The organism is Collinsella tanakaei (genome assembly GCF_021531055.1).
Lineage (GTDB): Bacteria > Actinomycetota > Coriobacteriia > Coriobacteriales > Coriobacteriaceae > Collinsella > Collinsella tanakaei_B.
Genome location: NZ_JADYTL010000009.1, coordinates 36,769 through 62,130, shown reverse-complemented (window position 1 = coordinate 62,130; position 25,362 = coordinate 36,769). Strand labels below are relative to the sequence as shown.

Below are 25,362 nucleotides of genomic sequence, written 5' to 3'. Positions count from 1 at the left end.
ATGTGCGTCGGCGGGCCGCCGTTTTGTGCCGCGCATGTGAGTGCCGATTGACCCACGTTGTGCGACCAGCGGAAAATGGGCATAATGGCCTCACCTCTTACGCGCTCTGTCGCAACCACACCTTATACGCAGCTTTCTCCAGCAGGAGACGCAGAACCAGGGAGGAACCATGAAGCCCCAGCATCAGGCTATCGCTGCCGGCCTCGCCTTGACCTTGGCGTTCGGTTCGGCGACCACACCGTCTACCATCTACGCGAATACCGAATCCGAAACCGAGGGCGCGCAGGCCGCCGACGGTGCGTCCGACGGCTCGACCTCGGACGCCGGCGACGACGCGGCGACCGACGAGAGCACCGGCGAAGCGCTGCCCGAGCCGGGCGGCTACGACCGCGCCTTGGACTACGAGGTCGATCCTGCCGTCGAGACGGAGTCCGAGGCTATGCCTTCCATCATGATGCTGTCGGTCAACTCGCTCATGGCGAGCCGTGCCATGAGTATCACGCCCACGTCGCTGTCGAGCGAGATGAGGTACTTCGCCGAAAACGAAAGCGGCAGCAACTACGATCAGGGCTTCAGCTACTATGACGGCTACAATGCCATGGGCTTCTATCAGTTCGATCGGCGTTACTCGTTGCTCGATTTCATGGAGGCTTGCTACGCGTACGATCCCGATACGTACGCGATGTTCGAGCCGGTCATCGAGCGCGGCGACGAGTTCGTGTCGGGCGATATCTACGACTCGAGCACCAAGCGTCTGACCAAGATCGGCCAGCTCGCTCAGGATGCCTGGCATGCGGCGTACGCCGCCAACCCGAGCGAGTTCTCAGCGCTGCAGGACAACTTCGCCTATCAGGAGTACTACCTGCCGGTCGAGCGCATCCTGCGCAAGAAGGGCGTGGACATCTCCGAGCGCGCCGATTGCGTCAAGGGCCTGGCGTGGGGCCTGTGCAACCTGTTCGGTTCGGGCGGGTGCCAGAAGTTCTTCGACGACGCCGAGCTTTCCGACGACATGACCGATCGCGAGTTCGTGAACGCGCTGTGCGACGCCGTGGTCGAGGGTGTCTACACCTATGACTACACCTACGCGGACAGCTACGCAAGCCGCTACGAGCGCGAACGTGCGACCTGCCTGGAATACATTTCCGAGGATGAGCAGGATGCGGATAACCCGCAGCCTGGTGAGGGCGGCGAGACGCCGGGTTCCGACGAGGAAGAGGGGGAGACCGGCAGCGAGCCCTCTACGCCGAGCGAGGAAGAGGGGGAGAAGGACCCCGAGTCCGGCGACGAGGGCGACAAGGACCCCGAGTCTAGTGACGAGGGTGACAAGGAACCCGCGCCCGGCGACGAGGGCGACAAGGATCCCGTGCCCGGCGAGGAGGTCGAGGGGGATTCCGTCACCGACGACGAGGAGAAGGATCCCGATTCCGGCGACAAGGGCGATGGCTCCACCGAGTCTGACGACGAGGGCGAGGCCGACGGCGATCAGTCCTCGGACGACGACGGGCAGTCCGATGAGTCCGAGGGTCCGACCGACGATGGTGCCACGAGCGTGAAGCCCACGCCGCGCCCGCCCGCGAACAACATCGCCGCCGGCGGATCGTCCAACGATACCGCGACGGATGATTCTTCGAAGGACGATGGATCCGTTTCTGATAAGGATGCCGCGAGCGAAGACGACGACAAGACCGGCGCGTCCTCCGAGGATAAGAACGGCGCGTCCTCCGAAGACAGGACTGACGACACGTCGGAGCAGGTGAAAGACGACGCCGACGGCGAGTCGACCCAGCGCGACGCCGATGCGGGCACCGCAGCGAAGAAGACCTCCGAAAAGGCTCGCGCCACCGCGGAGCCTGAGACACTGCCCGCCACCGCGGATGCCGCGACCATCGGCCTGATCGCCTCGGCCGGCCTGTCCGCCATCGGCGGTGGGGCGATCGTCGCGGGTGGCAGGGCCCGTCGTTCGCGCGATCCGTTCGAGGACGGTTTCCGCGGGTAGGATGTGCGAATGCGCCTCGATTGCCCATGTGCTGCAAAACCCCGCCTTTCGCATCGGCGAACGGCGGGGTTTGCCGTTGACGCGGGCACGGATCGCGGCGGCCATCTCGGTAGCCATCACGGGGTCCGCTGCATGGACGCTGACGCAAAAAGATAGTTCTTGCGTGAAACACTCCACCATAGTAAAGTGGTTGCCGTTGCAATGGAGTGCCGGAGGGGCTGCGGTCGATGTCCGGCGTGCATATGGGAAGGTTTCATCATGAAAAACAACAGGCTGTTCATGCTGGTCACGGCCATCGCGACGCTTGCGCTCGCGTTCGCGCTCGCCGCGTGCGGCGGGTCCCCGCAGGCAAACGATACCGACACCGGCTCGGCAGATACGGCGGCGGAGGACACCTCCGCCGACATCACGACGCTCATTGTGGGCTTCGACCAGTCCTATCCGCCGTACGGCTTCGTCGGCGACGACGGCGAGTTCACCGGCTTCGATCTCGACCTGGCCGCCGAGGTCGCCGAGCGCAACGGTTGGGAGGTCCAGTACGAGCCCATCGACTGGGACGCCAAGGACACGCTGCTCGACTCGGGCGCCATCACCTGCATCTGGAACGGCTTCACCATGGAGGGCCGCGAGGACGACTACACCTTCTCCGAGCCCTACATGCTCAACGGCCAGGTCATCGTGGTCAAGGCCGATAGCGGTATCGAGAGCTTCGACGATCTTGCCGGCAAGACGGTGATCACGCAGGTCGATTCCGCGGCGCTCGACGTGCTCGAGGGCGACCAGGCGAGCCTCGCCGCCACGTTCGCCTCGCTCGACCAGATCGGTGAGTACAACACGGCCTTCATGCAGCTCGAGTCCGGCGCGGTCGACGCGGTGGCCTGCGACCTGTCGATCGCCGAGTACCAGATGTCCGCCAAGCCCGACGCCTACGTGCAGCTGCCCGAGATGCTGTCCGAGGAGCACTACGCCGTGGGCTTCAAGCAGGGTAGCGAGGCGCTCGCCGAGCAGGTCACCGAGACCCTGCGCGAGATGGACGAGGACGGCACCATCGCCGAGCTGTGCGACAAGTACGCCGAGTACGGCCTGTCCTACGAGAACTGGGTGCTCGAGTAACGCACCTCGCACATACGGACTACCCGGTGGGAAAATAGGGACTGTCCCTATTTTCCCACTGTTTCGCTGAAGGGATGCGTATGGATATCACGACGATGACGGGCATGCTGCTCGAGGGGTTCAGCACCACGGTGCAGATCTTCGTGCTCACGCTCGTGGGCTCCATCCCGCTTGCGGTGCCGGTGGCGCTTGCGCGCATGAGCCGTTTCGTCCCGCTGCGGGCGCTTGCGCGCGTCTATATATCCATCATGCGCGGCACTCCGCTCATGCTGCAGATGTTCGCGATCTACTTCGCGCCGTACTACGTTTTCGGCATCGAGCTCACGCCCGATTCCAAGTGGCAGGCGTGCATCGTCGCGTTCATCGTCAACTACGCGGCGTACTTCGCCGAGATCTACCGCAGCGGTATCCAGTCCATCCCGCGCGGTCAGTACGAGGCGGCCGAGGTGCTCGGCTACTCGCGCGCGCAGACGTTTGCGCGCATCGTGTTGCCGCAGGTGGTCAAGCGCATCCTGCCGGCGATGGGCAACGAGATCATCACGCTGGTCAAGGACACTTCGCTCGCCTTCGCGATAGGCGTGGCCGAGATGTTCTCGACCGCTAAGGCGCTCGTGGCATCGCAGGTGAGCATGGTGCCGTTCGCGATCTCGGCGGCGTTCTACTGGGTGTTCAACTTCCTGGTCGAGGTGCTGATCGGTGTGGCCGAAAAGCGCTTGGACTACTACCACGACTGATGCGCCCGCGCATCCTCGCCTTCGGGCGCGAGGCGCGCATCGAGCCGGGTTCGACCTGATACGAAGCAAGGAGAGGCACATGGCAGAGCCGGTCTTTTCGATGGAGCACGTGGGCAAGGCGTTCGGCGAGCACACGGTGCTGCGCGACATCTCGCTCGACGTCTATCCGGGTGAGGTCGTGGCGATCATCGGCCCGTCGGGCGGCGGTAAGTCGACCCTGCTGCGCTGCGCGACCACGCTCGAGCAGATCGATGCGGGCTCGTTGCGCTATGGGGACCTGACAGTCGCGAGCACCGCGTCCGACGGGCGCGTGACCTACGTCAAGGGCGATCAGCTCCGCCAAGCAAAGAGCCGCTTCGGGCTGGTGTTCCAGAGCTACAACCTCTTTCCGCATATGACGGTGCTGCGCAACATCATGGACGCACCGATCGCGGTGCAAAAACGCGACCGGGCGGAGGTCGAACGCGAGGCGCGCTCGCTCATCGAGAAGATGGGTCTGGCGGGCAACGAGGACAAGGTGCCCTGCCAGCTTTCGGGCGGCCAGCAGCAGCGGGCGAGTATCGCCCGGGCGCTCGCCTTGAATCCCGACATTCTGTTTTTCGACGAACCGACCAGCGCGCTCGATCCCGAGCTTACCGGCGAGGTGCTGAAGGTCATCCGCCAACTTGCGGCCGAGGACATCACCATGATCATCGTCACGCACGAAATGGCATTCGCACGCGACGTGGCCGACCGCGTCGTGTTCATGGACGGCGGCGCCATCGTGGAGCAGGGCACGCCCGAGCAGGTGCTCGGTGCACCGCAGCAGGAGCGCACCCGCGCCTTCCTGGCCCGCTACAGCGGTTAGGCGACCGCGTGGGAAAACGTCGCGTGGGAAAACGACGGACGTGATTTCGCCCCACGCGCTTCCACGGTTTAGTTCTCGTCCTTGATGAGGTTGATCGCCTCGCGGATCTTGTGGAGCGATTCGGCGCCGTCGTTCAGGCGGAACATCATCGCCGTATACAGCGAGTCGATGATCGCGAGCTGCGCATAGCGGCACGAAAGCGATTCGGGGCGGTAGCGCGTCTCGTCCGAGGTGGAGACGAACGTGATGTCGGCGAACTCGGAGATTCTTTGCGAGGGATAGCTCGTGATGAGGATCACGCGGGCGCCCGCCTTGTGCGCGAGCTGCGCGACGGCGTACATCTCGCGCGTGGCGCCGGTGTGGGTGATGACCACCGCGCAGTCGTCCGGCGTGAGCATCGCCGCCTGCATGAGCTGCATGTGCGAGTCCATGACGGCATGGCAGGGGATGGGGGAGCGCAGGAACTTCTGGTAGGCGTCCATCGCGATGACGCCCGACTCGCCGCAGCCGTAAAACGAGATGCGCGCGCAGCCGAGTAAGAAGTCGAGGGCGCGCTCCAGATCCTCGGCCTTGAGCAGCGCCAGCGTGTCGTTGAGCGACTTTGCGCTCGAATGGATGATCTTGTGCGCCACGGTGAGCGGGTCGTCGTCGGGAGCGACGTTCTCGTGGATCGAGATCTGCGGGTCGAACTCCTCGGCGAGCAGGTCGGTGCGGAAATCGCGGAAGCCGCGATAGCCGAGCTTCTTGGTGAACTTGAACACCGTCGAGTCGGCCACGCCAAGTTCGGAGGCCATCTCGTTGATGGTCATGCGCGAGGCGAAGCGCGGGTCGTTGAGGATGAAGTCGGCGATGCGCTGCTCCTTGGCGGAGAGCGCGGGCGAGAGCGACTTGATCTTGAGCAGAACGGTGTTGCGTGCCATCGTGATCACTTTTCGGGTCCGGCGGTAACGTCATGCGAGCATCGCCGCAGGTATAGCCTGATGCGACATGTCGCTGCTTCTAATATAAAGAAAGAGGCACCCGCGGAAAGGAAAAAAAATATTTTCTGGTACGGGTACGCCGTTCCAACCCGTCGAGCGGTACAACTTGTTCCGTAAACGGCTAAAAAGGCCAAAAAGGAATCTTGCTAACCAGCTGCATTTAGAATTGCAAGAAAACGAACATCATATGAGCTGCTGTTCATAAATAGCAGATTACCGGCGAGAACAACAGAATCAATCATCTAAGAACGACAAGTAACAGCCCTACCACATTTCCATCAGAGCACTACTCAAAATTCGGTAGACGATAACTCACACACCGTTCACCAAAAAGAAAAATTATTTCTTTCGGAACAATAGAAAAACACATAGAATCTTCGTCATAGGGGCTATATGCCCAAGGAGTGTCTCGGCGTGGAGGGCCCGCGTCGGGACGAGGGGGAGGAATGGAGCGGACGCACTCCGTCGTCTTCCGGAAAAGAGGAGAGAAAGGAAAGGCATAATGACACTATTGCAAGCATTGCTGATTGCCCTGTTCGTCGCGGCAATCGAATCGCGCGCACTCGGTTATGCAACCCTCACCATGCGTTTCTCGCCGCTTATGGCGGGCTTCTGGGTTGGTCTGATCCTCGGCGACATGCACCAGGCCATGATCGTCACCGCGACCATCCAGCTGATCTACATGGGCGTCGTCGCCCCCGGTGGCGCTATGCCCTCCGAGCCCGCGGTGGCTTCCGCCATCGCCGTGTCCGTCGCCTGCATCGGTGACCTGGACCCCGAGGCCGCTGTCGCCATCGCCGTGCCCGTCGGCCTCATGGGCAGCTACCTCTACCAGCTCCGCTTCTTCCTGAACACGATCTGCGTGAGCCGCATGGATGCCTGCGCCCTCAAGGCCGACACCCGTAACCTGCAGCTGTGGATCGGCCTCGTGCCCTCCCTCATCGGCTTCGCGCTGTTCGTCCCGACCATCACCATCGCCCTGTACCTGGGCGCCCCGGTCATCTCCGACTTCATGAACATGATCAGCGACGGCCCCGTGCTGCACGCGCTCGACGTCGTCTCCGGTGGTCTTGCCGCCCTCGGTATCGCCATCACCATGCACGTCATCGGCTCCCGCAAGCTGCTCGTGTTCTTCTTCCTGGCCTACTTCCTGGTCGTGCTCACCACCCAGGCCGGCATGAGCATCACGATGATCACCTGGGCCGTCTTCGGCGTCATCATCGCCTTCTGCTACAACATGTTCACCACGAAGGCCGACGCCTAATCGCGCCCGACCCCTGCTATCCATAGAAAGGAAGGGATTTTACGATGAGTGAAGCTGTCGAGAAGCTTTCCCAGGATATCAACGATTATCTAGACGAAGACGGCATGATCCACGCCGATCCCCGTTTGATGCTCGGCGAGGCCAACAAGCCCGACGAGATCACCAACAAGGACATCCTCAAGACCTGGTTCCGCTTCTGGTGGGCCAACGAGGTGCCCCACACCTTCGACCGCATGATCGCCCCCGCGTTCTGCTTCGGCCTGATCCCCGTGCTCAAGAAGCTCTACAAGAACAAGGTCTTCCTGGCCGAGGCCCTTCAGCGCCACCTGCAGTTCTTCAACACCCAGGCTGTCTGGGGCGGCGGCATCATCTCCGGTATCACCGTCTCGCTCGAGGAGGAGCGCGCCAAGGCGCTCAACGCCGGCGAGGAGGCGCTTGACGCCACGATGATCCAGAACACCAAGATCGGCCTGATGGGCCCGCTGGCGGGCGTCGGCGACTCCATCGACTCCGGTACCGTCCAGTACATCTGCATCTCGCTGTTCCTGGGCCTGTGCCAGGAGGGCAACCCGCTCGGTGCCGTCATGCCGTTCGTGTGCTTCGCCACCGCGACCTTCATCTACGGCTACCTGTTCACCCGCATGGGCTACACCATGGGCCGTCGCGCCGCGCTCGAGGTCATGAAGGGCGGCCGCATCAAGTCCATCATCGACGCGCTCGGCGTGCTCGGTCTGTTCATGATGGGCGCCATGGCGGCCAGCTACGTCAAGCTGTCCACCCCGATCCAGGCCGACCTGTCCGGTAAGCCCTTCGTCCTCCAGGAGACCCTGGACGGCATCATCCCCGGCATCCTGCCCCTGATCGCCGTTATGGCCCTGTTCTTCTTCTTCCAGAAGAAGGGCATGAAGGTCACCCAGGCCATGCTCGGCTTCACGGTCATCCTGATCGTGCTCGCGGTCATCGGCATCCTCTAATCGGATTTGAGCTGTAAGGAGCGATACGCATGAACAAGGTCCTCATCATCACCCACGGTCTGTTCGGCATCGAGCTCAAGAAGAGTGCCGAGATGATCATGGGCGAGCAGGAGAACGTCGACGCCCTGGGCCTCGTGCCCGGCCAGTCCGTCGACGACCTGCGCGAGAAGGCGTTCGAGATCGTCGAGAAGAACGACGCCGAGGGCGCGCACACCATCATCATGTGCGACCTCATGGGCGGCAGCCCCTCCAACGTGGCGCTCGCCTGCGTCGCCAAGGTCGACTGCGACGTCATCCTGGGCGTGAACATGCCCATGCTGATCGAGACGATCCAGCAGCTCGAGATCGCCGAGGACGGCCATGAGCTCGCCAACACCGCGCTCGAGGCCGGCAAGATGGGCGCCCGTCTCATCAATCGCGCCAACCTCAAGGGGTAAACGGCCGCAACGGGGTACATATCTCCTAATGGGGGATATGTGCCCCTTTTTAGTCACCTTCTAGGGATAGGAGTAACACCATGTCTGAGATCACCCTCGCGCGCATCGACGACCGTCTCGTCCACGGCCAGGTCATGCAGGTCTGGACCAAGGGCAAGGGCACCAACACCGCCTACGTCATCGACGACGCCACCGCCAACGATGAGTTCATGAAGGAGATCTACGAGTCCACCCAGTCCACCGGCGGCCTCAAGATCAAGGTCTACTCCGCCCAGGGTCTCGTCGACCGTTGGAACGAGGACCAGTTCGGCGACGACAAGGTCGCCCTGATCTTCAAGTCGCTGGCCTACGCCAAGGTCGCCGTTGACGGCGGCGTGCCCATCAAGGAGCTCAACGTCGGCGGCATCGCCATCAAGCCCGGCTCCACCAAGGTCATCGAGTCCGTCGGTCTGACCGACGACGACGCCGACATCGCCAAGGCCATCGGCGACGCGGGCGTCAACGTGTACTTCCAGAAGATCCCGTCTTCCGAGAACGTCGGCCTGGCCGCCGCCCTCGCCAAGTGCGGCAAGTAGTCGAGCCCTCGCGGTTCACACAGAAAGGTATTGGGTAGTTCAACCTATGGATTACAAGATCGCTATCGTGAACTCCTCGTCGTTCGGGACCCGTTTCCCCGACCAGATGGAGCGCCTTGAGAAGATCGGCACGGTCGAGCGCGTGCGCGTCGCGGGCGATGCCCACGGCGCCGAGCTCGCCGAGTCCCTCAAGGACTACAACATCATCATCTCGTCGGTGACCCCGTTTTTCGATGCGGAGTTCTTCGAGCACAAGACCGATCTGCTGCTGCTCTCGCGCCACGGCATCGGCTACAACAACGTCGACGTCAAGGCCTGCAACGCGACCGGCTGCATCCTCACCACGGTCTCGCCGCTCGTCGAGCGTGACGCGGTCGCCGAGGGCGCCGTCGCCATCCTGCTCGACGCCATGCGTCAGGTGAGCGACTCCCACGTGGCCGCCAACGAGGGCCGCTGGGCCGAGCGCGCCAAGTTCGTGGGCAACGGCGTGTCGGGCAAGACGCTCGGCATCATCGGCTGCGGCAACATCGGTTCCCGCGTCGTCGAGATCCTGGCCCGCGGCTACGACCTCAAAGTCCTGGCCTGCGATCCGGTGCATCACGATGACTGGGCCGACAAGCTGCGCGCCCAGGGTGTCGACTTCGAGTACACCGATCTGGATACCGTGGTTTCCAACTGCGACATCCTGACCCTCAACGCCGACCTCAACCCGACGTCGTTCCACATCCTCAACGCCGAGTGCTTCGCCAAGATGAAGAAGGGCGTCTACGTGGTCAACAACGCGCGCGCCGACCTCATCGACCAGCCGGCGATGCTCGACGCGCTCGCGGACGGCACCGTCAAGGCGCTGGCGATCGACGTCATGCACGACGAGCCGCCTGCGGCCGACGACCCCTACTTCAACCATCCCAAGGTTCTCGTGTGCCCGCATATCTCCGCCTACACGGAGGAGTGCCTGCGCGGCATGGGCGAGAAGTGCGTGGGAGACGTTGAGCGCTTCGTCGCCGGCGAGGAGCCGGTGAACGAGATCCGGGCGTAACAGCTCGCCTCCACCCCCAGGCCCGCACTCCTTCGGCACCCGCAGGAGGGTGCGGGCCTTTCTTATGGACATTCAACCGCAAAGGAGCACCCGTGGGTCCGTTTCAGGCTGTGCTGTTCGATATGGATGGCCTCATCTTCGATAGCGAGCGCATGTGCTACCGCGCATATCTGCGCACGGCGCGCGCGTTCGGCTTCCAGATGAACCCCGCCCTGTACATGAGTCTTTGCGGCAAGATCGAGCGCGAGGTCGTCGCCGGCCTCAAGCATGCGTTCGGTGAGGACAAGGATGTCGTCACCTGGCGCGAGTACATCAAAAAGCAGAAAACGGCCGTGCGCATGGAGCAAAACGGCCGTGTGGGCAAGAAGAAGGGCCTGCTGGAGCTGCTGAGCTACCTGCAGGAGCGCAACATCCCCTATGCGCTCGCCAGCTCGTCGGTCCGCTCGCTGATCGACGAGTATCTCGAGGCCGAGTACCTCACCCATGCGTTCCCCTACATCGTGGACGGAACGCAGGTGGAAAACGGCAAACCCGACCCCGAGATCTTCCTCAAGGCGGCGGGGCTCATCGGAGCCGATCCCGCCAACACCCTTGTGCTCGAGGACAGCTATGCGGGCATCTGCGCCGCCAATGCGGGCGGCTTCACGTCGGCGTTCATTTTCGACGACCTGACGAATATGGATTCGGTCACCGAGGGCTATCCGATTTTGGACCAGCCCGTGGGCAATCGCGAGAAGATCCGCAGTGAGGCGGTGCTCTCGTTCGACAGCCTGGCCGATGTCGTGGGCTTCATGGAAGTCCTGCGCTAACGTTGGAAACGATACGAGGTTTATCCGATGGAACGACTCGTTGTATATAACGACACGCGAAGGCTCGTCGCCATCGCCCTGTCGTATGCGATTATCGCCGTGTGCGTCGTCGCGCTCGGCTTCACGCAGGGCGGCGGCAACGTGGTGTGGCCGATTCTCGCGGTCGTGGTCGCCGCGTGCTTCATCGCCGGCGCGGTGTTCTGCGTGCGCAAGATGGCCGACCGCCGTCCGCTGTTCGAGTTCACCGCCGACGGGGTGACCGACCTCACTAAGCCCGAGGACGTCATCACCCTGCCCTGGAGCCAGGTGTTGAGTGTCGACCTCAAGGCGGCGAGCAACAACGACCTCATGCTCGAGATCATGGGCTACAAGTCCGCCGACCAGTTCGACGAGATCACGCCCGACATGCAGGCGCAGATGGATGCGAGCGGTACCGACCGCGTGTACTACGTGCTGCAGCTCTCCGGCCTGTGGGTGCGCAGCTCGCGCATGCGCGAGACCTACGAGTGGGTGCGCGATCACGTGGCGGAGCGCTTTGGCGATATCCGGTTCGGCGAGTTCAAGGACCCGCTGTCCCAGGTTGGCAAGAACGAGGGCAAGTAGCGATGGGGGAGGCGATCGGCATCGTGGCAAAGCGCGCGCTCATCATGGCGACGGCGGATGACGTCGCGACCGTCATCGACCCTGTTACCGCCGGCGAGACCGTGTCGGTGCGGACCAAATCCGGCGAGACGGTCGACGAGCTGGTTGCGAGGGAGGATATCCCACGCTTCCACAAGATCTGCCTGCGCGCTTTGGCATCCGGGGACCTTGCCCGTAAGTACGGTGAGGTCATCGGCATCATGACGGACGATGTCGAGCGCGGTGGCTACGTTCATATCCACAACATCGAAAGCGTGAGGACGGGGGTGGGTGCATGAGGGGCTATCGGCGACCTGATGGTCGCGTGGGCATTCGCAACCACGTGCTCGTGCTCTCCACCTGCGGATGCGCCAACGTCGTGGCGCGCCGCATCGCCGATGCGGTGCCCGGCGCGGTTGCGGTGCCGTGTGCCAAGGGCTGCGGCCAGGTGGGCTCGGGCATCGAGATCATGCGTCGCTGTCTTGTGAATCTGACGCTCAACCCCAACGTGTTCGGCACGGTGCTCGTCGGCTTGGGCTGCGAGACGACGAAGCCCTACGAGCTCGCCGCCCGCATCCGCGAGGTGAGTGAGAAGCCCCTCGAGGTGATGACGATTCAGGACTGCGGTGGTTCCGAGCGTGCGATGGCGCACGGTGCGGAACTCGCGCAGGCCCTTGTCGCACAGGCGGCGACCGTCGAACGCTGTGAGATGGGTTTGGCCGACCTGGTCTTGGGCACCAACTGCGGCGGTTCGGACGCCACGAGCGGCCTTGCGGCCAACCCGGCGGTCGGTGTGGTGGGCGACGCCGTCGTCGCGGCGGGCGGCACGGTGATGCTCGGCGAGACGACCGAGCTTATCGGCACCGAGGACATTTTGGCGGCCCGCGGCGCCACGTCTGCGGTGTCCGACGACATCTACCGGATCGTGCATGGGCTCGAGGAGAGCTTCGCCGCAGCGGGTGTGGACGTGCGCGGGGCCAACCCGTCGCCCGGCAACATGGCCGGCGGTCTGTCGACGCTCGAGGAGAAGGCACTTGGCGGCATCTCCAAAGGCGGCACCTCGCCAATCGCCGAGGTTATCCCCTACGGTGCGATTCCGGCGCGGCGCGGGCTGGTGGTCATGGACACGCCGGGTTACGATATCGAGTCGGTGTCGGGCATGACGGCCGGCGGGGCGCAGGTGCTCATCTTCACGACAGGACGCGGCACGCCGATCGGCAACCCGCTCATCCCCGTCATCAAGGTCACGGGTAACGGCGAGACCTTTGCCCGCATGGGCGACAACATGGATTTCGACGCTTCGGGTGCGATCGAGGGCACCGCGAGTATCGACGAGCTGGGCACCGACCTGCTCGCCATGCTCGAGCGCGTCTGCGACGGCGAGCAGCCGGCGGCGGAGCGCCTGGGGTTCGACGATTTTGCCATCTACCACAATCAGGAGGTGTGGTGCACGTGCCTGCCGTGACGGCGGGCGGCGTCGCACGCTCCGTGGTGCATAGCTTTAGGAAGGGACCATCGTCAAGAGAGAGGAACAACGATGTCGACTGAGTACATGAAGAGCAACGGATTCTACGAGCAGGTCGAGAAGACGGGCGTCGTGCCGGTCGTCGTGCTCGAGAAGGTCGAGGACGCGGTTCCCATGGCCAACGCGCTGGTCGCGGGCGGTCTGCCTGCCGCCGAGGTGACCTTCCGCACCGCGGCGGCCGCCGACTGCATCCACGAGATGGCCGAGAAGTGCCCCGACATCCTCGTCGGTGCCGGTACCGTCGTGAATCTCGAGCAGTGCAAAAAGGCCGTCGACGCCGGCGCGAAGTTCATCGTGTCGCCGGGTTACGACATGGCCATCATCGATTGGTGTCTGGAGCATGAGGTCAACCTCATCCCCGGCGGCGTGACCCCCGCCGAGCTGACCACCCTCATCAACCTTGGCTTCGACATCACCAAGTTCTTCCCGGCCAACCTCTACGGCGGCCTGAAGGCCATCGAAGCCCTTGCTGCCGTGTTCGTCGGCCATCGCTTTATGCCCACCGGTGGCGTGAGCCCTGACAATGTGCGCGACTTCTTGGGCTCCAAGGCGATTCTCGCCGCGGGCGGCACCTGGATGGTTAAGCCCAACCTGTTCGCCGATGGCGACTTCTCGCGCGTCGAGGCCCTGACCGCTGACGCCGCGGCTGCCGTCCGCGAGATTCGCGGCTAGCCGCGGGACCGTTTCGGTCTTTCCGGCGCACGGTGGGCTGCAGGGGCATCGCGCCCGCTGTGCGCCGAAAGATACCCTGTTCACGAGCATCAAGGAAAGGGAGAAAGAGGGAACTATGGCAGTGGAACTGGATACTGCGATCAAATTCGGCGCCGGGCGCGTGCGCTGCGAGCGCGGCCTGTTGGAGCAGATGGGCGATGAGCTCAAGCGTTTCGGTAACAAGATGCTGATCGTCGCCGGTCCGCGCTCGTGGGATGCGGTCAAGGACCGCCTGGTCCCGAGCATGGAGGCCGCCGGCGTGGAGTGGCAGCTCGAGATCTGGACGGGTTGGTGCTGCTACGAGGGCGCCGAGGAGTTGGCCGCCAAGGCACACGAGGCCGGTTGCGACGAGATCGTGGGCGTCGGCGGCGGAAAGATCACCGACCTTGCCAAGGCCGTGGGCGAGGTGGCGCATCTGGGCGCCATCAACATCCCCACGTCCGCATCCACCTGCGCACCGTTCACCTGCATGAGCGTCATGTACACCGCCGAGGGCGGCAAGCTGCGTTCCTGGCGCTTCGACCACGAGATCGACGGCGTGTACATGGACCTCGACGTCATCGCCGCGTGCCCGCACCGCTACAACGCCGCCGGTGTCATGGACGCCATGGCCAAGAAGATCGAGATGCTGAACGGCCAGCCCGAGATGCACCTCGAGGATACGCCCATCGACGTGTACACCGCCTTCAACATGGCCGCATATGTCTACGGCGTGCTCGAGAAGATCGCGCTGCCCGCCATCGAGGACAACCGCGCCGGCGAGGTCACCAAGAACCTCACCGACATGGCTTTCCTGAACGTCATCACCACCGGCGTGATCGCCAACACCACCAAGAGCTTCCGCCAGTCCGAGCTCGCGCACGTGATCTACGACGGCGTCCGCACGCACTTCACGCATGAGGCCGCCGAGGCCATCCATGGCGAGATCGTCGCCGTGGGCCTGTTCTGCCAGCTGTACTTCAACGGCCTGAAGGATAAGGAGGAGGAGCTGCGCGACTTCATGCGCAAGATGGATCTCCCCCTCACCCTGGGCGAGCTCGGTATCGAGCCCACCGAGGAGAACCTCGACATCATCGAGGAGTACATCGTCAATTCGCGCCACTACAACAGCGACGACCCGGCTGACCGTCAGCGCTTGCACGAGGCCGTTCGCGAGATGGTGTAGCGAACTTCGCGGCTGTGCCCTAAAATATAAAGTTGATATGCGCGAATGCGTTGTGTTTGCGCCACATGTTGAGCCCAGGCTCACCGAGCAAAGGAGAGAGTCCCATGTATTCCGAGGAGACCACGATCGTCAACGCCACCGGCCTTCACGCCCGTCCCGCGTCGCTGTTCTGCAAGACGGCTGCCGGCTTCAAGTCCAACGTGACCGTCAAGAAGGCCGATGCCGAGGGTGACGGCGTTAACGCCAAGAGCATGCTCGCCCTCATGACCCAGGGCTTGGCCTGCGGCACCACCATCGTCATCGCCGCCGACGGCGAGGATGAGCAAGAGGCCGTGAAGGCGCTCGTCGAGCTCATCAACAGCGGCTGCGGCGAGTAGGCCATCCGCACATACGCGTTGCGCACGCCCCGATCGGCCTCACGCCGGTCGGGGCGTCTTTTAGATGTCAAATTACCCCAGGGGTTTTCCTACACGGGGCGGTGCGGGCACCGCCCCGTGTAGGAAAACCCCTGGGGTAATTTGACATCCCGCGGCAGCGGTGCACAGAAAGACCCGGCTGGCGGGAGGCCAACCGGGTCTGAGTCGCTGTGCTATATACGGCGATGCGGATTACGCGCCGAGCAGGGCGCCGTCCTTGGCGGGGCCGACCTCCTTGAGGTAGCGCGCGAGGACCTTGCCCTTGAAGTCGTGCACGACAGGCGTCCAGTTCTGGCGACGTGCCTCGAGCTCCTCGTCGGTGATGTCGAAGGAGATCGCGTTGTCGGCCAGGTTGATGTGGACCATGTCGCCGTCCTGGATCAGCGCGATGGGGCCACCCTCAGCGGCCTCGGGGCACAGGTAGCCGACGGACAGGCCGCCGGACGCGCCGGAGAAGCGACCGTCGGTGATGACGGCGGAACCCGGGATGCCCTTCATGATCTCGGTGACGCGGTGCAGCTCCTTCATGCCCGGGCCGCCCTTGGGGCCCTCGTAGCGGATGATGACCGCGGTGCCAGCGGGGATCTTGTTCGCGTTGTAGGCGGCGAAGCACTCCTCCTCGCTGTTGAAGCACATGGCCGGACCGTCGAAGGTGTGCTGGTCGGCGGGCACCGCGGAGGTCTTGACGAGCGTGCCCTCGGGAGCGAGGTTGCCGTAGAGGACCTGGATGCCGTTGGCGACGGAGGCGGGGTCGTCCTGCGTGCGGATGACGGAACGGTCGACGGGGATGTCGCCCTCGAGGTTCTCGCCCATGGTCTTGCCGTTGATGGTCATGACGGACAGGTCGAGGTCCTTCTCGATGGTCTTGAGGACGGCCGGGATGCCGCCGGCCTTGTAGAGGTTGATGCAGGACATGTCGCCGTTGGGCGTGATGTTGGTGATCAGCGGCACGCGGCTCGTGGTCTCGGCGACCTGGGCCCAGGTGACCTCGAGGCCGAGCTCGGCGGCGATGGCCGGCAGGTGCAGCAGGGCATTGAGGGAGCCGCCGATGGAGGCGAGCAGGGTCACGGCGTTCTGGAACGCGGCCTCGGTCATGATGTCGCTCGGCTTGATGCCCTTGCGGACCAGGTCGACGACGGCGGCGCCGGTGCGGCGGGCCAGGAAGCGGCGCATGGCGGTGGGGGCGGGCTGCAGCGCGCCGCCGGGCACCATCATGCCCAGGCCCTCAGCCAGGCAGCACATGCTGTTGGCGGTACCCAAAAACGGGCAGATGCCGGGGCCGGTGTAGTACTTGAGCGTGCCCTCGATGACGTCGAGCTCGGTGGCCTCGCCGCGCAGGAAGGACGCGCGCAGGGCCTTGGAGTCGCTCGGCTTGATCTCGTCCCAGCAGGGGCCGGCGGACACGAGGGCGGCCGGCAGGTTGATGCGGCCGGCGGCCATGAGCATAGCGGGCACGATCTTGTCGCAGCTTGCCATGTAGACGACGCCGTCGAAGACGTTCAGACCGAGGATCTGGGCCTCGCAGGAGTCGGCGATGATCTCGCGATGCGGGAGGCTGTAGTGCATGCCGGCGTGGCCCTGGGCGATGCCGTCGCAGATGGCGATGGTGTTGAACTCGATGGGCTCGCCACCGGCCTCGAGGATGCCCTTCTTGACCTCGGACGCGAGCTGGCGCAGCGGCTCATGGCCGGGGCACATCTCGTTCCAGCTGTTCGCGATGGCGATCAGCGGCTTGTCGGGATTCTCGAGGGAATCGACGGCGACGCCGGTGGAGGCGAGGTGCGCCTTGGTGATCGCCCTCTGGAAGGGCTCAAGCTTGTCGATTGCGCGTACCACAGAAAACTCCTTTCCTCGTGGCTCCCCTCTGCGGAGCCTTCTTCGTCATGACGACGATGTCAGATAGAGGATTCGGACGCGGCACCGTGGCGAGACGCGTCCGTATAGCACTATAGTGGCCTAAAGCCAACGGACTTGGCAAGGACTTTTCGCCAACCGGAGAAAATTTTTTTCCAATGGGAAACCGCTGCTCACATATGGTGAAATGCGACCTCGAACCACACCATTTCACACCATGCGGCAGGCACTCAATCGAAAGAATTTTCTTATTGCCGAACCGCGTGCGACGAGTTTGTTCACCGACTGTCGGCGGTTATCGCCCGCTCCGTCCGATCATCGCGCGTCGGCGGTGCGGAAGCGCTGGTATCATGAGGGCACGCACAAACGCGTCCGCCTGCGGGCGGCGATAGATGGAAGGATGGGCATGGAAGCATACAAGCAGGAATTCATCGAGTTCATGGTCGAGTCCGACGTGCTCAAATTCGGCGAGTTCACGCTCAAGAGCGGACGCACCTCGCCGTTCTACATGAACGCCGGCGCCTACGTGACCGGCGAGCAGCTCAAGCGCCTGGGCGAGTACTACGCCCGCGCGATCCACGACAACTTCGGCCTCGACTTCGACGTCGTGTTCGGGCCTGCCTATAAGGGCATCCCCCTGTCCGTCGTCACGGCGATCGCCTTGCACGAGTTGTACGGCAAGGAGGTCAAGTACTGTTCCGACCGCAAGGAGGTCAAGGACCACGGCGCGGACAAGGGAGGCATGCTCGGCTACGAACTCGCCGACGGCGACCGCGTCGTGATGGTCGAGGATGTCACCACGTCGGGCAAGTCGATCGACGAGACCTATCCTAAGCTCAAGGCTGCGGCCGATGTCGAGGTCAAGGGCCTGATCGTGTCGCTTAACCGCATGGAAGTCGGCAAGGGCGGCGTCAAAACCGCGCAGGCCGAGATCCAGGACAAGTACGGGTTCCCCGTCGCGTCCATCGTGAGCATGGCCGAGGTCGTCGAACATCTCTACAACCGCGAGGTCGCCGGCCATGTGGTGATCGACGATGCGATCAAGGCGGCTATCGACGCCTACTACGAGCAGTACGGCGCCAAGGAGTAGCGCCTGCGTGCGATATGGTGGGAAAGCATGACGAAATGGATACGGGATGCTGTCATGGACATGACGAGCGGGCCGTATCATGCAATCATGCGGCGAGTGCGTCACTCGCTCGCATAACAGGGAAGGAGCAGCTATGATCTGTCCGTTTTGCGGCAAGGAAGTCTCCGACGATTCGAAGTTCTGCACGAGCTGCGGCCAGAAGATCGAGGCCGTGACGTCGGGGCCCGAGCAGGAGCCCGCCTCCGAGCCGGTGCCGCCCGCCACGCCGGAGCCCGTCGCGACGCCCGCGGCGGCGCCCCAGCAGCCCGAGTCCGGTCCCGTCGTGCCGGATAGCTCGGCATATGCCGGTGCCGGCTCGGCGAAGAAGCGCGGCCGCGGCCCGATCATCGCCATCGCGGCGGTTGCCGTCGTCGTGGTCATCGGTCTCGTCGCTGCGTTTGTCGTGCCGTCGCTCATGGGTCCGTCGAGCGAGGAGATCATCCGCGAGGGCGTCGCCTCGCAGTTCGAGATGCTGATGGACCCGAACTCCGAGGATTATCGCGAGATGGTCGAGGACCTGGACGATTCGGCCGGTCTCGGGCAGTTCGGGGTGTCGGGCGAGGAGTTCGTCGGCTCGATGCTCGACGGGCTCGACTACGACATCACGGCGGTCGAGGTCGATGAGGCCAACGACGAGGCGGTGTGTTACGTCACGATGACCTGCAAGTCGTTCGCCGACATCATGCCGCGCCTCGAGCAGCGCATGAGCGAGCTCGTCAACGATCCGAGCGTCTACACGATGGACACCGACGATCTGTACGACCTGCTGGGCGACGAGATCATGCAGGCGGTCGACGAGACCGAGCTCCACGACGTCGACCTCGAGCTTGAGTTCGAGCGCGACGACGAGGGCGTGTGGTCCGAGGATGACAGCGTCGAGGACGAGGTCGCATCGGCACTGCTCAGCTAGGGCATACGGGCACCGCGGGACAATAGCCCCGTGGCGCCTCTTTTGTCGGACGAAACCGACACGTAACATTTTCCATGCAGGTTGACTTTGCCTTGCTAAAGCGTAGACTGGTCAGTGCTTCATAGGAGTGCACGGACGCACGGTCCGCGCAAAGCAAGAAGAAGGTTATCGAGACATGCGCGCACGCCAGCAGCTATCCATTATTCGCCAGATTATCTGATGCGGGTTGGTGTGCGTTGCAGCCGGCCCGTAGGATAACGGGCGGCTGGTTGACGAGGGCCGTCGGAACGGATACGACGGCCCTCGTTTTTGTTTGTCTCGATAGCGCTTCCGGGGGAAAGGATCGACTATGAACGGAATCGTCGTCGTGGTGGTCGCCGCGGTCGTGCTGGCCGCGGGCTACCTCGGGTACGGTAGGTGGCTCGCCGCCAAGTGGGGCGTCGACCGCGATGCGCTCACGCCCGCGCGCCGCATGGAGGACGGGAAGAACTTCTCGCCCGCGTCGTGCTTCACCGCGTTCTCGCACCAGTTCAGCTCCATCTGCGGTGCCGGCCCCGTGACGGGCACGATCGCCGCCATGATGTTCGGCTGGCTGCCCGTGCTGCTGTGGGTGCTCGTGGGTGGCATCTTCTTCGGCGCCGTGCACGACTTCGGTGCGCTGTACGCGAGCGTCAAGAACAACGGCAAATCGCTCGCCCAGCTGATCGAGAAGTATATCGGTCGCACGGGCCGTCGTCTGTTCCTGCTGTTCAGCTGGCTGTTCACCATCATCGTCATCGCCGCGTTCGTCGACATGGTCGCGGGCACGTTCCAGGCGACCTATGGCGCGTCCGGTGCGGTCGATGCTGCCGCCTCGTATGCTGGCGGCACGGCGGGCACGATCTCGATCCTGTTCACCTTCGTGGCCATCGCCTTCGGTTGGCTCAACCGTCGCTTCCAGCTTTCCGGTGTACGCGAGCTGGCGCTCGCCGTGGTGCTGTTCGTCGCCATGTTCGCCGTGGGTATGCAGTTCCCGGTCTACCTGCCCAAGCTCGGCTGGTTCGCCGTCATCGCCGTGTACCTGCTGTTTGCTGCCGCCATGCCCATCCAGACGCTCAAGCAGCCGCGCGATTACCTCACGAGCATCATGATGCTCGTCATGATCGCCTGCGCCGTGGTGGGCATCTTCGTGCTCGGCGCCAACGGCCAAGCAACGATGACCGCGCCCATGGTCGTGGACTTCGGCGAGATGGCCGCCAACGGCAGCTTCGTGTTCCCGCTGCTGTTCGTGTCGGTCGCCTGCGGCGCCCTGTCCGGCTTCCACAGCCTCGTGTCCACCAACACCTCGTCCAAGCAGGTCGAGAAGGAACAGGATATGCTCCCCGTGGGCTACGGCGCCATGGTCGTCGAGTCCTTCGTGGGCGTGCTGGCCATCGTGTTCGCCGCCATCATGTTCTCCGACCTCAATACCGCCGGTACCGGTGCGCTCAACAACGGCGTCGCCGCCACGCCGTTCTCGATCTTCTCGCAGGGTATCGCCCGCGGTATGACCGCGTTCGGTGTCGACCAGACGCTGGCGACCGTGTTCATGACCATGTGCGTCTCGGCGCTCGCGCTCACCTCCGTCGACGCCGTCGCGCGCATCGGCCGCCTGTCGTTCCAGGAGTTCTTCGCCCAGACCAACGACGCGCTCGAGAACGAGCAGGCCGAGCTCACCGGTGCCGCCAAGGTCGCATCCAACACCTGGGTCGCCACGGTGCTCACGCTCATCCTGGGCTTTGCGCTCGCCTTTGGCGGCTACAGCAACATCTGGCCGCTGTTCGGTGCCTCCAACCAGCTGCTCGGCGGCATGACCATGATCACGCTGGCCGTCTTCTGCAAGTGCACCGGCCGTAAGGGCTTCATGCTCTACGTGCCCGTCGCCTTCCTGCTGTGCTGCACCTTCACCTCGCTCGTGCAGAGCACGATCGGCTGCGTGAACGCGCTGGCCGCCTCCGGCGTCGCGGTCATCGCCACCTCCGGCCTGCAGCTCGTCTTTGCGATCCTGCTCATGGTGCTCGGTGTCATCGTGGCCTACAACTGCCTGAAGGAGCTCTTCACCAAGGAGGCCGGCTCGCTTCCCGACGAGGAGCCCGAGTGGACCGAGATGGGTCGTGCCCACGTGCGCGAGCAGGCTGCCGAGGCGTCCGCCGACCACGCGAGCGTCAATGCGTAGCTGCGTGATAGCGCGTCAGGCGTTTTTCACATAACCCCATGTGCGAAACGGGGCGTCCCCATGGCGGGGCGCCCCGTTTGATGTGAAAACGTGTCTGACGTTTTCACATCGGGTGTGCGGCGCGGGCCCGGTATATAGCTCGCGCCGCGTTTCGTCTATCGGAATCTCGGATTACACGAAGCGGCAGACATGATCGACGGCGATATCGGAGAAACCGTAGGCTTCGGCCTTGGTAAGCTTGCCGTTGCTGATCGCGACGATCTCGTCGAGCAGCTCGGCGCCCATCTCATGCGCGGTCTTCTCGCCACGCACCACCGCGGAGAGGTCGACGTCCATATTGTCTTCCATGTGCTGGTAGGTCCACTCGTTCGCCGTGACCTTGACGACCGGGACGATGGCATTGCCGGTGGGTGTTCCACGGCCGGTGGTGAAGATGACCGCCTGGCAGCCGCCGGCAACCATCGACGTCACGGACGAGATGTCGTAGCCGGCGGTGTCCATCACCAGGGCACCCTGCTGCGTGGGGCGCTCGGCCTGTTCGAGCACCTCGCGGATGGGGCGCACACCGCCCTTGCGAATGCAGCCGAGGCTCTTCTCGTCGATGGTCGACAGGCCGCCTGCCTTGTTGCCGGGCGTGGGCTGGCCGGCGCGGCAGTCCTGGCCCGCAGCGGCAAGATGCTCCTCGTAGGCACGGCACACCTCGATGATCTGGTTATGGATCTTGGGCGTGGCGCCGCGCTTCGCCACGACATGCTCGGCGCCGATCCACTCGATCGACTCGCTCATCATGCTGGTGGCACCGTAATCGACCAAAAGATCGCTCAGCTCGCCGACCGCCGGGTTGCTGCCGATGCCGGAGGTCGCGTCGGAGCCACCGCACTCGATGCCCAAGAACAGCTCGGAGATGTCGAATAGCTCCTTTTGCTGTTCGCCTGCTTCGGCAGCCATTTCGCGCGCGGCGCGGACCGCCTTCTCGATCGTCTTGAGGGTGCCGCCCTCCTCCTGGATACCGAAGGATACGACGGGCTTGGAGGTCATACCCTGAATCTTCTCGCGCAGCTGCTTGTGGCCGACCGTCTCGCAGCCGAGTCCGATGATAACCACACCGTATACGTTGGGGTTGCAGGCGAAGCCGGTCAGGACCTTCTGCGACATGGCGGTGTTGGCGGCAACATCCGAGCAGCCTGTGTTGAAGACGATGTTGACGGCGCCGCGAACCTGGCTTGCCACGATACGCGAGCTCTCGCTGCCGCATGCGCAGGTGGGAAGGATGAGCACATGGTTGCGGATGCCGGGACGCCCTTCGGAGCGACGATATCCCCAGAACTTCAGGCCGCTCTTCGTCGCCTTGAATTCGGGCAGCTCCTCGTCGGTCTCTTCGACCAGCTCGCTGTCGTAGTCGCGCGGAACGCTGTAGATGTTCTCGTGGTTCACGAGGCCGCCCTGCGCGATCTTGCATGTGGTGCGGCCGATCAGTTCTCCGTACTTGAGCACATCGGATCCCTCGTCGAGATCTGCAAGCGCGACCTTATGACACGACGGGATGTCCTGCACCGCGACGAGCGTCCGCATCTCGTCCTCACGACGATAGACGACCGTTTCGCCGGCGGCGATATCCTTGACGCATGTCACGACGTTATCGGTGGGATCCATCATCAGCGCATTGACTTCCATGAGGCGACCTCCGTCCTTTCCTGCACCCCGTGATGGGTGCTGCCATCTGGTGACTTCACCGTAGCATCGCTCTGGTATATAATCTAATTTATGTATTCAATGGAGTCATAATTCGAGCTTATAGTATGGGGGATGGCCATGAGTCCGGAGATGCTCTACGTCTACACCATCTGGCAGGAAGGCAGCTTCTCGAAGGCTGCGAAGAAGCTGTACCTGACGCAGCCCGCTTTGAGCATCGCCGTCCGCAAGCTCGAGGAGCGTATCGGCATGCCGTTGTTCGATCGCAAGCGCAAACCGCTGTGCTTGACCGACGCGGGAGAGATCTATATCGAGACGGCGCAAAAGGAGCTGCAGCTCGAACGAGAGCAGCAGCAGAAATTCGACGATATCAAGAACCTATCGACCGGTTCCGTGTGTATCGGCGGAACCCATTACCTGAACGCCTACATCCTGCCCGAAGTCCTCGCGGACTTCAGCCGTCGATATCCCGGTATCGAGCTTCAGATCAAGGAGAGCAGCGCTCGCTCCGTCGCGCAGATGCTCGCCGATCGCAGCATCGACGTGACGTTCAATTGCGACCCGGAACTGGTGCGCGATTTTCCGCGCTATGAGATGTTCGTCGACCACGTGTTGCTCGCCGTGCCGGCAAGCGATCCGATAAACGAGCGATACGGATCTTTCGCCTTGACGGCCGAGCAGGTTGTCCGCGGCGAGCATCTCGATCCATGGCTGAAAAGAATCGGTCTCGATGCATTCGCCGAGCTGCCGATCATCTTGCTTCGTCGAGGCAACAACCTGCATGATCGAGCATGGGGGATGTTCAAGGAGGTCCAGGTCGAGCCTGTCATAAAGATGGAGCTCAACCAGCTGGTCACCGCGTTCCATCTGGCGGAGGCCGGTATGGGCGCGACATTCGTCAGCGATCGGATCGTGGATGTCCATAGCGATTCGCTGCTGTTCTATCCGCTTGCGAGCGCGCTGGCCAAAAGGACGTTTTACATTCTGCTTCCGAAAGACGCCTACGTGCCCGTGTCGGTTCGTAAGCTTGTGGACCACGTCCTCGAGTGGGGCCTGTAATGGCGAAGGGTCGCCATGAACACGATGCGTGCTTAGGCGACCCTTCGGGAAAAGGGAGCTGGTTGTTACCGAGTTCGTGCTAGTCGGTTTCGGAGACCGGTTCCAAGCCACCTTCGAACTTGGAGACGATGCAGGAGGTTGCGATATCCGCCGTCACGTTGGGGATGATTCGGCCCATGTTGAGCAGGCGGTCGACGCCCGCGAGGATGCCGACGGCTTCGAGCGGAAGGCCGACGGTACGCAGCACGATGGTCAGGACGATCAGGCCGGAGCCGGGAACGCCGGCGACACCGAGGGACGCGAGCGTCGAGGTGAGCATGACCATGATGTACTGGGGGATGGTAAGGTCGATGCCGAAGACCTGCGAGGCGAATACGACGGCGACGCCCTGATAGATGCAGATGCCGTCCATGCTCATATTCGATCCGATGGTGATGATGAAGTTACCGATGCGCTCGGGCACGCCCAGTCGACGGGTGGCCTGAAGGGCGAGCGGGATGGTGGCGACGCTGGAGCACGTGGCGAACGCGAAGGTCATGGATTCCTTGCAGGACAGCAGGAACTTCTTGGGATTGATTTTGCAGATGAGGAACCCGATGATGCCGGTGTGGACCACGACCGTCTGGATGAAGCAGGCGATGTAGACGGCTGCGAGCACCTTGGCGTAGGGGATGATGATCGAGATGCCGTTGTTGCCGATGACGTTGGCCATGAGGCCGAACACGCCGATGGGGGTGACGCTCAGCACGACGTTCACGAAGTTCTTCATGATGTCCGCGAGCGTGGTGAACACGTTGATGATCTTCTGGCCGGGCTCGCCGATCTTGGTGCAGCAGTAGGCGAAGATGAGCGAGAAGACGATCACCTGGATGAGCTGGTCGGTGGCGAGTGCGTTGAAGATATTGCTCGGGACCATGTTGACGATCGTGTCGACGAACGAAACCTCGGTCTCTTCCGCCGCGGTGAGGGCCCCGACGTCGATGTTGGCACCTTCGCCGACGTTGAGCAGCAGCGCCATGCCTAGACCGAGTGCAATGGCGATGAGCATCATCACGGTGTAGTTGATGATCGTCTTGATGGCGATGCCGCCGAACGACCGCATGTCGGTCACGCTGCCGATGGTCGAGATCATCAGGCACATGATCAGCGGTGCGACGACCACCTGAAGCAGGTTGATCATGATGGTGCCGAGGAACTCGAACATCGAAGCGGCCGGCCCCATGATCATGCCCACGATGATACCGAGGGCGAAGCCGATCATGATCTTGTGGAACAACGGGATCTTCTTTATGAACGCAAGCATTGTTGAACCTCCCCT

At 63.2% G+C, this 25,362-nt stretch carries 24 protein-coding genes; 20 read left to right on the top strand and 4 right to left on the bottom strand.

Annotated elements, in window-relative coordinates; all coding sequences use genetic code 11:
• The first annotated feature begins 169 nt into the window (after positions 1 to 169).
• The 4 genes from I6E04_RS08890 to I6E04_RS08875 all read left to right on the top strand — a co-directional run bounded on the left by I6E04_RS08890 (position 170) and on the right by I6E04_RS08875 (position 4,690).
• Positions 170 to 1,996: a hypothetical protein gene (locus tag I6E04_RS08890; RefSeq protein WP_235422837.1), complete on the top strand. Its 1,827-nt coding sequence runs from the start codon at positions 170 to 172 to the stop codon at positions 1,994 to 1,996.
• Positions 1,997 to 2,254: 258 nt separating this feature from the next.
• Entirely contained in the window at positions 2,255 to 3,109 is an 855-nt protein-coding gene (locus I6E04_RS08885; protein WP_235422836.1) for a transporter substrate-binding domain-containing protein, read from the top strand.
• An 80-nt stretch (positions 3,110 to 3,189) separates the two neighbouring features.
• Positions 3,190 to 3,843: an amino acid ABC transporter permease gene (locus I6E04_RS08880; protein ID WP_235422835.1), complete on the top strand. Its 654-nt coding sequence runs from the start codon at positions 3,190 to 3,192 to the stop codon at positions 3,841 to 3,843.
• Between the two features lie 79 nt (positions 3,844 to 3,922).
• Positions 3,923 to 4,690 carry an amino acid ABC transporter ATP-binding protein gene (locus tag I6E04_RS08875; RefSeq protein WP_235422834.1) on the top strand — a complete coding sequence of 256 codons (768 nt, stop codon included), beginning with the start codon at positions 3,923 to 3,925 and terminating at the stop codon, positions 4,688 to 4,690.
• A gap of 68 nt (positions 4,691 to 4,758) precedes the next feature.
• Here the strand turns inward: I6E04_RS08875 and I6E04_RS08870 are convergent, their stop codons facing one another.
• A complete protein-coding gene (locus I6E04_RS08870; protein WP_235422833.1) occupies positions 4,759 to 5,610 on the bottom strand; it encodes a MurR/RpiR family transcriptional regulator in 852 nt (283 codons plus the stop codon).
• Positions 5,611 to 6,172: 562 nt separating this feature from the next.
• On the opposite strand from I6E04_RS08870, the gene I6E04_RS08865 reads away from it, so the two are divergent.
• From I6E04_RS08865 to I6E04_RS08810, 12 genes are all read left to right on the top strand, one after another.
• The gene (locus tag I6E04_RS08865; protein ID WP_235422832.1) at positions 6,173 to 6,934 is read left to right on the top strand and encodes a PTS mannose/fructose/sorbose/N-acetylgalactosamine transporter subunit IIC; all 762 of its coding nucleotides are present in this window, start codon (positions 6,173 to 6,175) and stop codon (positions 6,932 to 6,934) included.
• A 44-nt stretch (positions 6,935 to 6,978) separates the two neighbouring features.
• Positions 6,979 to 7,908, top strand: a complete 930-nt coding sequence (locus I6E04_RS08860; protein ID WP_235422831.1) for a PTS system mannose/fructose/sorbose family transporter subunit IID — start codon at positions 6,979 to 6,981, stop codon at positions 7,906 to 7,908.
• Positions 7,909 to 7,937: 29 nt separating this feature from the next.
• Complete coding sequence (locus tag I6E04_RS08855; protein ID WP_235422830.1) at positions 7,938 to 8,345, top strand: PTS sugar transporter subunit IIA; 408 nt, start codon at positions 7,938 to 7,940, stop codon at positions 8,343 to 8,345.
• Positions 8,346 to 8,425: 80 nt separating this feature from the next.
• On the top strand, positions 8,426 to 8,920 hold the full coding sequence (locus I6E04_RS08850; RefSeq protein WP_235422829.1) for a PTS sugar transporter subunit IIB: 495 nt from the start codon (positions 8,426 to 8,428) through the stop codon (positions 8,918 to 8,920).
• Between the two features lie 46 nt (positions 8,921 to 8,966).
• A complete protein-coding gene (locus I6E04_RS08845) occupies positions 8,967 to 9,959 on the top strand; it encodes an NAD(P)-dependent oxidoreductase (protein WP_235422828.1) in 993 nt (330 codons plus the stop codon).
• Positions 9,960 to 10,051: 92 nt separating this feature from the next.
• A complete protein-coding gene (locus I6E04_RS08840) occupies positions 10,052 to 10,768 on the top strand; it encodes an HAD family hydrolase (RefSeq protein WP_235422827.1) in 717 nt (238 codons plus the stop codon).
• 27 nt (positions 10,769 to 10,795) lie between these two features.
• Positions 10,796 to 11,371: a hypothetical protein gene (locus I6E04_RS08835; protein WP_235422826.1), complete on the top strand. Its 576-nt coding sequence runs from the start codon at positions 10,796 to 10,798 to the stop codon at positions 11,369 to 11,371.
• A gap of 2 nt (positions 11,372 to 11,373) precedes the next feature.
• Positions 11,374 to 11,688, top strand: coding sequence for a UxaA family hydrolase (locus tag I6E04_RS08830; RefSeq protein ID WP_235422825.1), 315 nt, complete (start codon positions 11,374 to 11,376; stop codon positions 11,686 to 11,688).
• Positions 11,685 to 12,854, top strand: a complete 1,170-nt coding sequence (locus tag I6E04_RS08825) for a UxaA family hydrolase (RefSeq protein ID WP_235422824.1) — start codon at positions 11,685 to 11,687, stop codon at positions 12,852 to 12,854. Before I6E04_RS08830 ends, I6E04_RS08825 begins: the two co-directional genes overlap by 4 nt.
• Positions 12,855 to 12,926: 72 nt before the next feature.
• The gene (gene eda / locus I6E04_RS08820; RefSeq protein ID WP_235422823.1) at positions 12,927 to 13,586 is read left to right on the top strand and encodes a bifunctional 4-hydroxy-2-oxoglutarate aldolase/2-dehydro-3-deoxy-phosphogluconate aldolase; all 660 of its coding nucleotides are present in this window, start codon (positions 12,927 to 12,929) and stop codon (positions 13,584 to 13,586) included.
• 115 nt (positions 13,587 to 13,701) lie between these two features.
• Positions 13,702 to 14,790: an iron-containing alcohol dehydrogenase family protein gene (locus I6E04_RS08815; protein WP_235422822.1), complete on the top strand. Its 1,089-nt coding sequence runs from the start codon at positions 13,702 to 13,704 to the stop codon at positions 14,788 to 14,790.
• A gap of 104 nt (positions 14,791 to 14,894) precedes the next feature.
• Positions 14,895 to 15,167: an HPr family phosphocarrier protein gene (locus I6E04_RS08810; RefSeq protein WP_235422821.1), complete on the top strand. Its 273-nt coding sequence runs from the start codon at positions 14,895 to 14,897 to the stop codon at positions 15,165 to 15,167.
• Between the two features lie 231 nt (positions 15,168 to 15,398).
• Here the strand turns inward: I6E04_RS08810 and ilvD are convergent, their stop codons facing one another.
• A complete protein-coding gene (gene ilvD, locus I6E04_RS08805; RefSeq protein WP_235422820.1) occupies positions 15,399 to 17,042 on the bottom strand; it encodes a dihydroxy-acid dehydratase in 1,644 nt (547 codons plus the stop codon).
• Positions 17,043 to 17,466: 424 nt separating this feature from the next.
• Here ilvD and pyrE point away from each other — a divergent pair, with 424 nt between their 5' ends.
• The 3 genes from pyrE (at position 17,467) to I6E04_RS08790 (ending at position 21,293) form a co-directional block, all read left to right on the top strand.
• Complete coding sequence (pyrE, locus tag I6E04_RS08800; RefSeq protein WP_235422819.1) at positions 17,467 to 18,150, top strand: orotate phosphoribosyltransferase; 684 nt, start codon at positions 17,467 to 17,469, stop codon at positions 18,148 to 18,150.
• Between the two features lie 133 nt (positions 18,151 to 18,283).
• A complete protein-coding gene (locus I6E04_RS08795; RefSeq protein WP_235422818.1) occupies positions 18,284 to 19,099 on the top strand; it encodes a zinc ribbon domain-containing protein in 816 nt (271 codons plus the stop codon).
• Between the two features lie 349 nt (positions 19,100 to 19,448).
• Complete coding sequence (locus I6E04_RS08790; protein WP_235422817.1) at positions 19,449 to 21,293, top strand: carbon starvation CstA family protein; 1,845 nt, start codon at positions 19,449 to 19,451, stop codon at positions 21,291 to 21,293.
• A gap of 171 nt (positions 21,294 to 21,464) precedes the next feature.
• On the opposite strand, the gene I6E04_RS08785 is transcribed toward I6E04_RS08790, so the two are convergent.
• The gene (locus I6E04_RS08785) at positions 21,465 to 22,967 is read right to left on the bottom strand and encodes a UxaA family hydrolase (RefSeq protein WP_235422816.1); all 1,503 of its coding nucleotides are present in this window, start codon (positions 22,965 to 22,967) and stop codon (positions 21,465 to 21,467) included.
• A gap of 138 nt (positions 22,968 to 23,105) precedes the next feature.
• Here I6E04_RS08785 and I6E04_RS08780 point away from each other — a divergent pair, with 138 nt between their 5' ends.
• Positions 23,106 to 24,044: a LysR family transcriptional regulator gene (locus I6E04_RS08780; protein WP_235422815.1), complete on the top strand. Its 939-nt coding sequence runs from the start codon at positions 23,106 to 23,108 to the stop codon at positions 24,042 to 24,044.
• Between the two features lie 79 nt (positions 24,045 to 24,123).
• On the opposite strand, the gene I6E04_RS08775 is transcribed toward I6E04_RS08780, so the two are convergent.
• Positions 24,124 to 25,347, bottom strand: a complete 1,224-nt coding sequence (locus I6E04_RS08775) for a dicarboxylate/amino acid:cation symporter (RefSeq protein ID WP_235422814.1) — start codon at positions 25,345 to 25,347, stop codon at positions 24,124 to 24,126.
• Positions 25,348 to 25,362 lie beyond the last annotated feature (15 nt).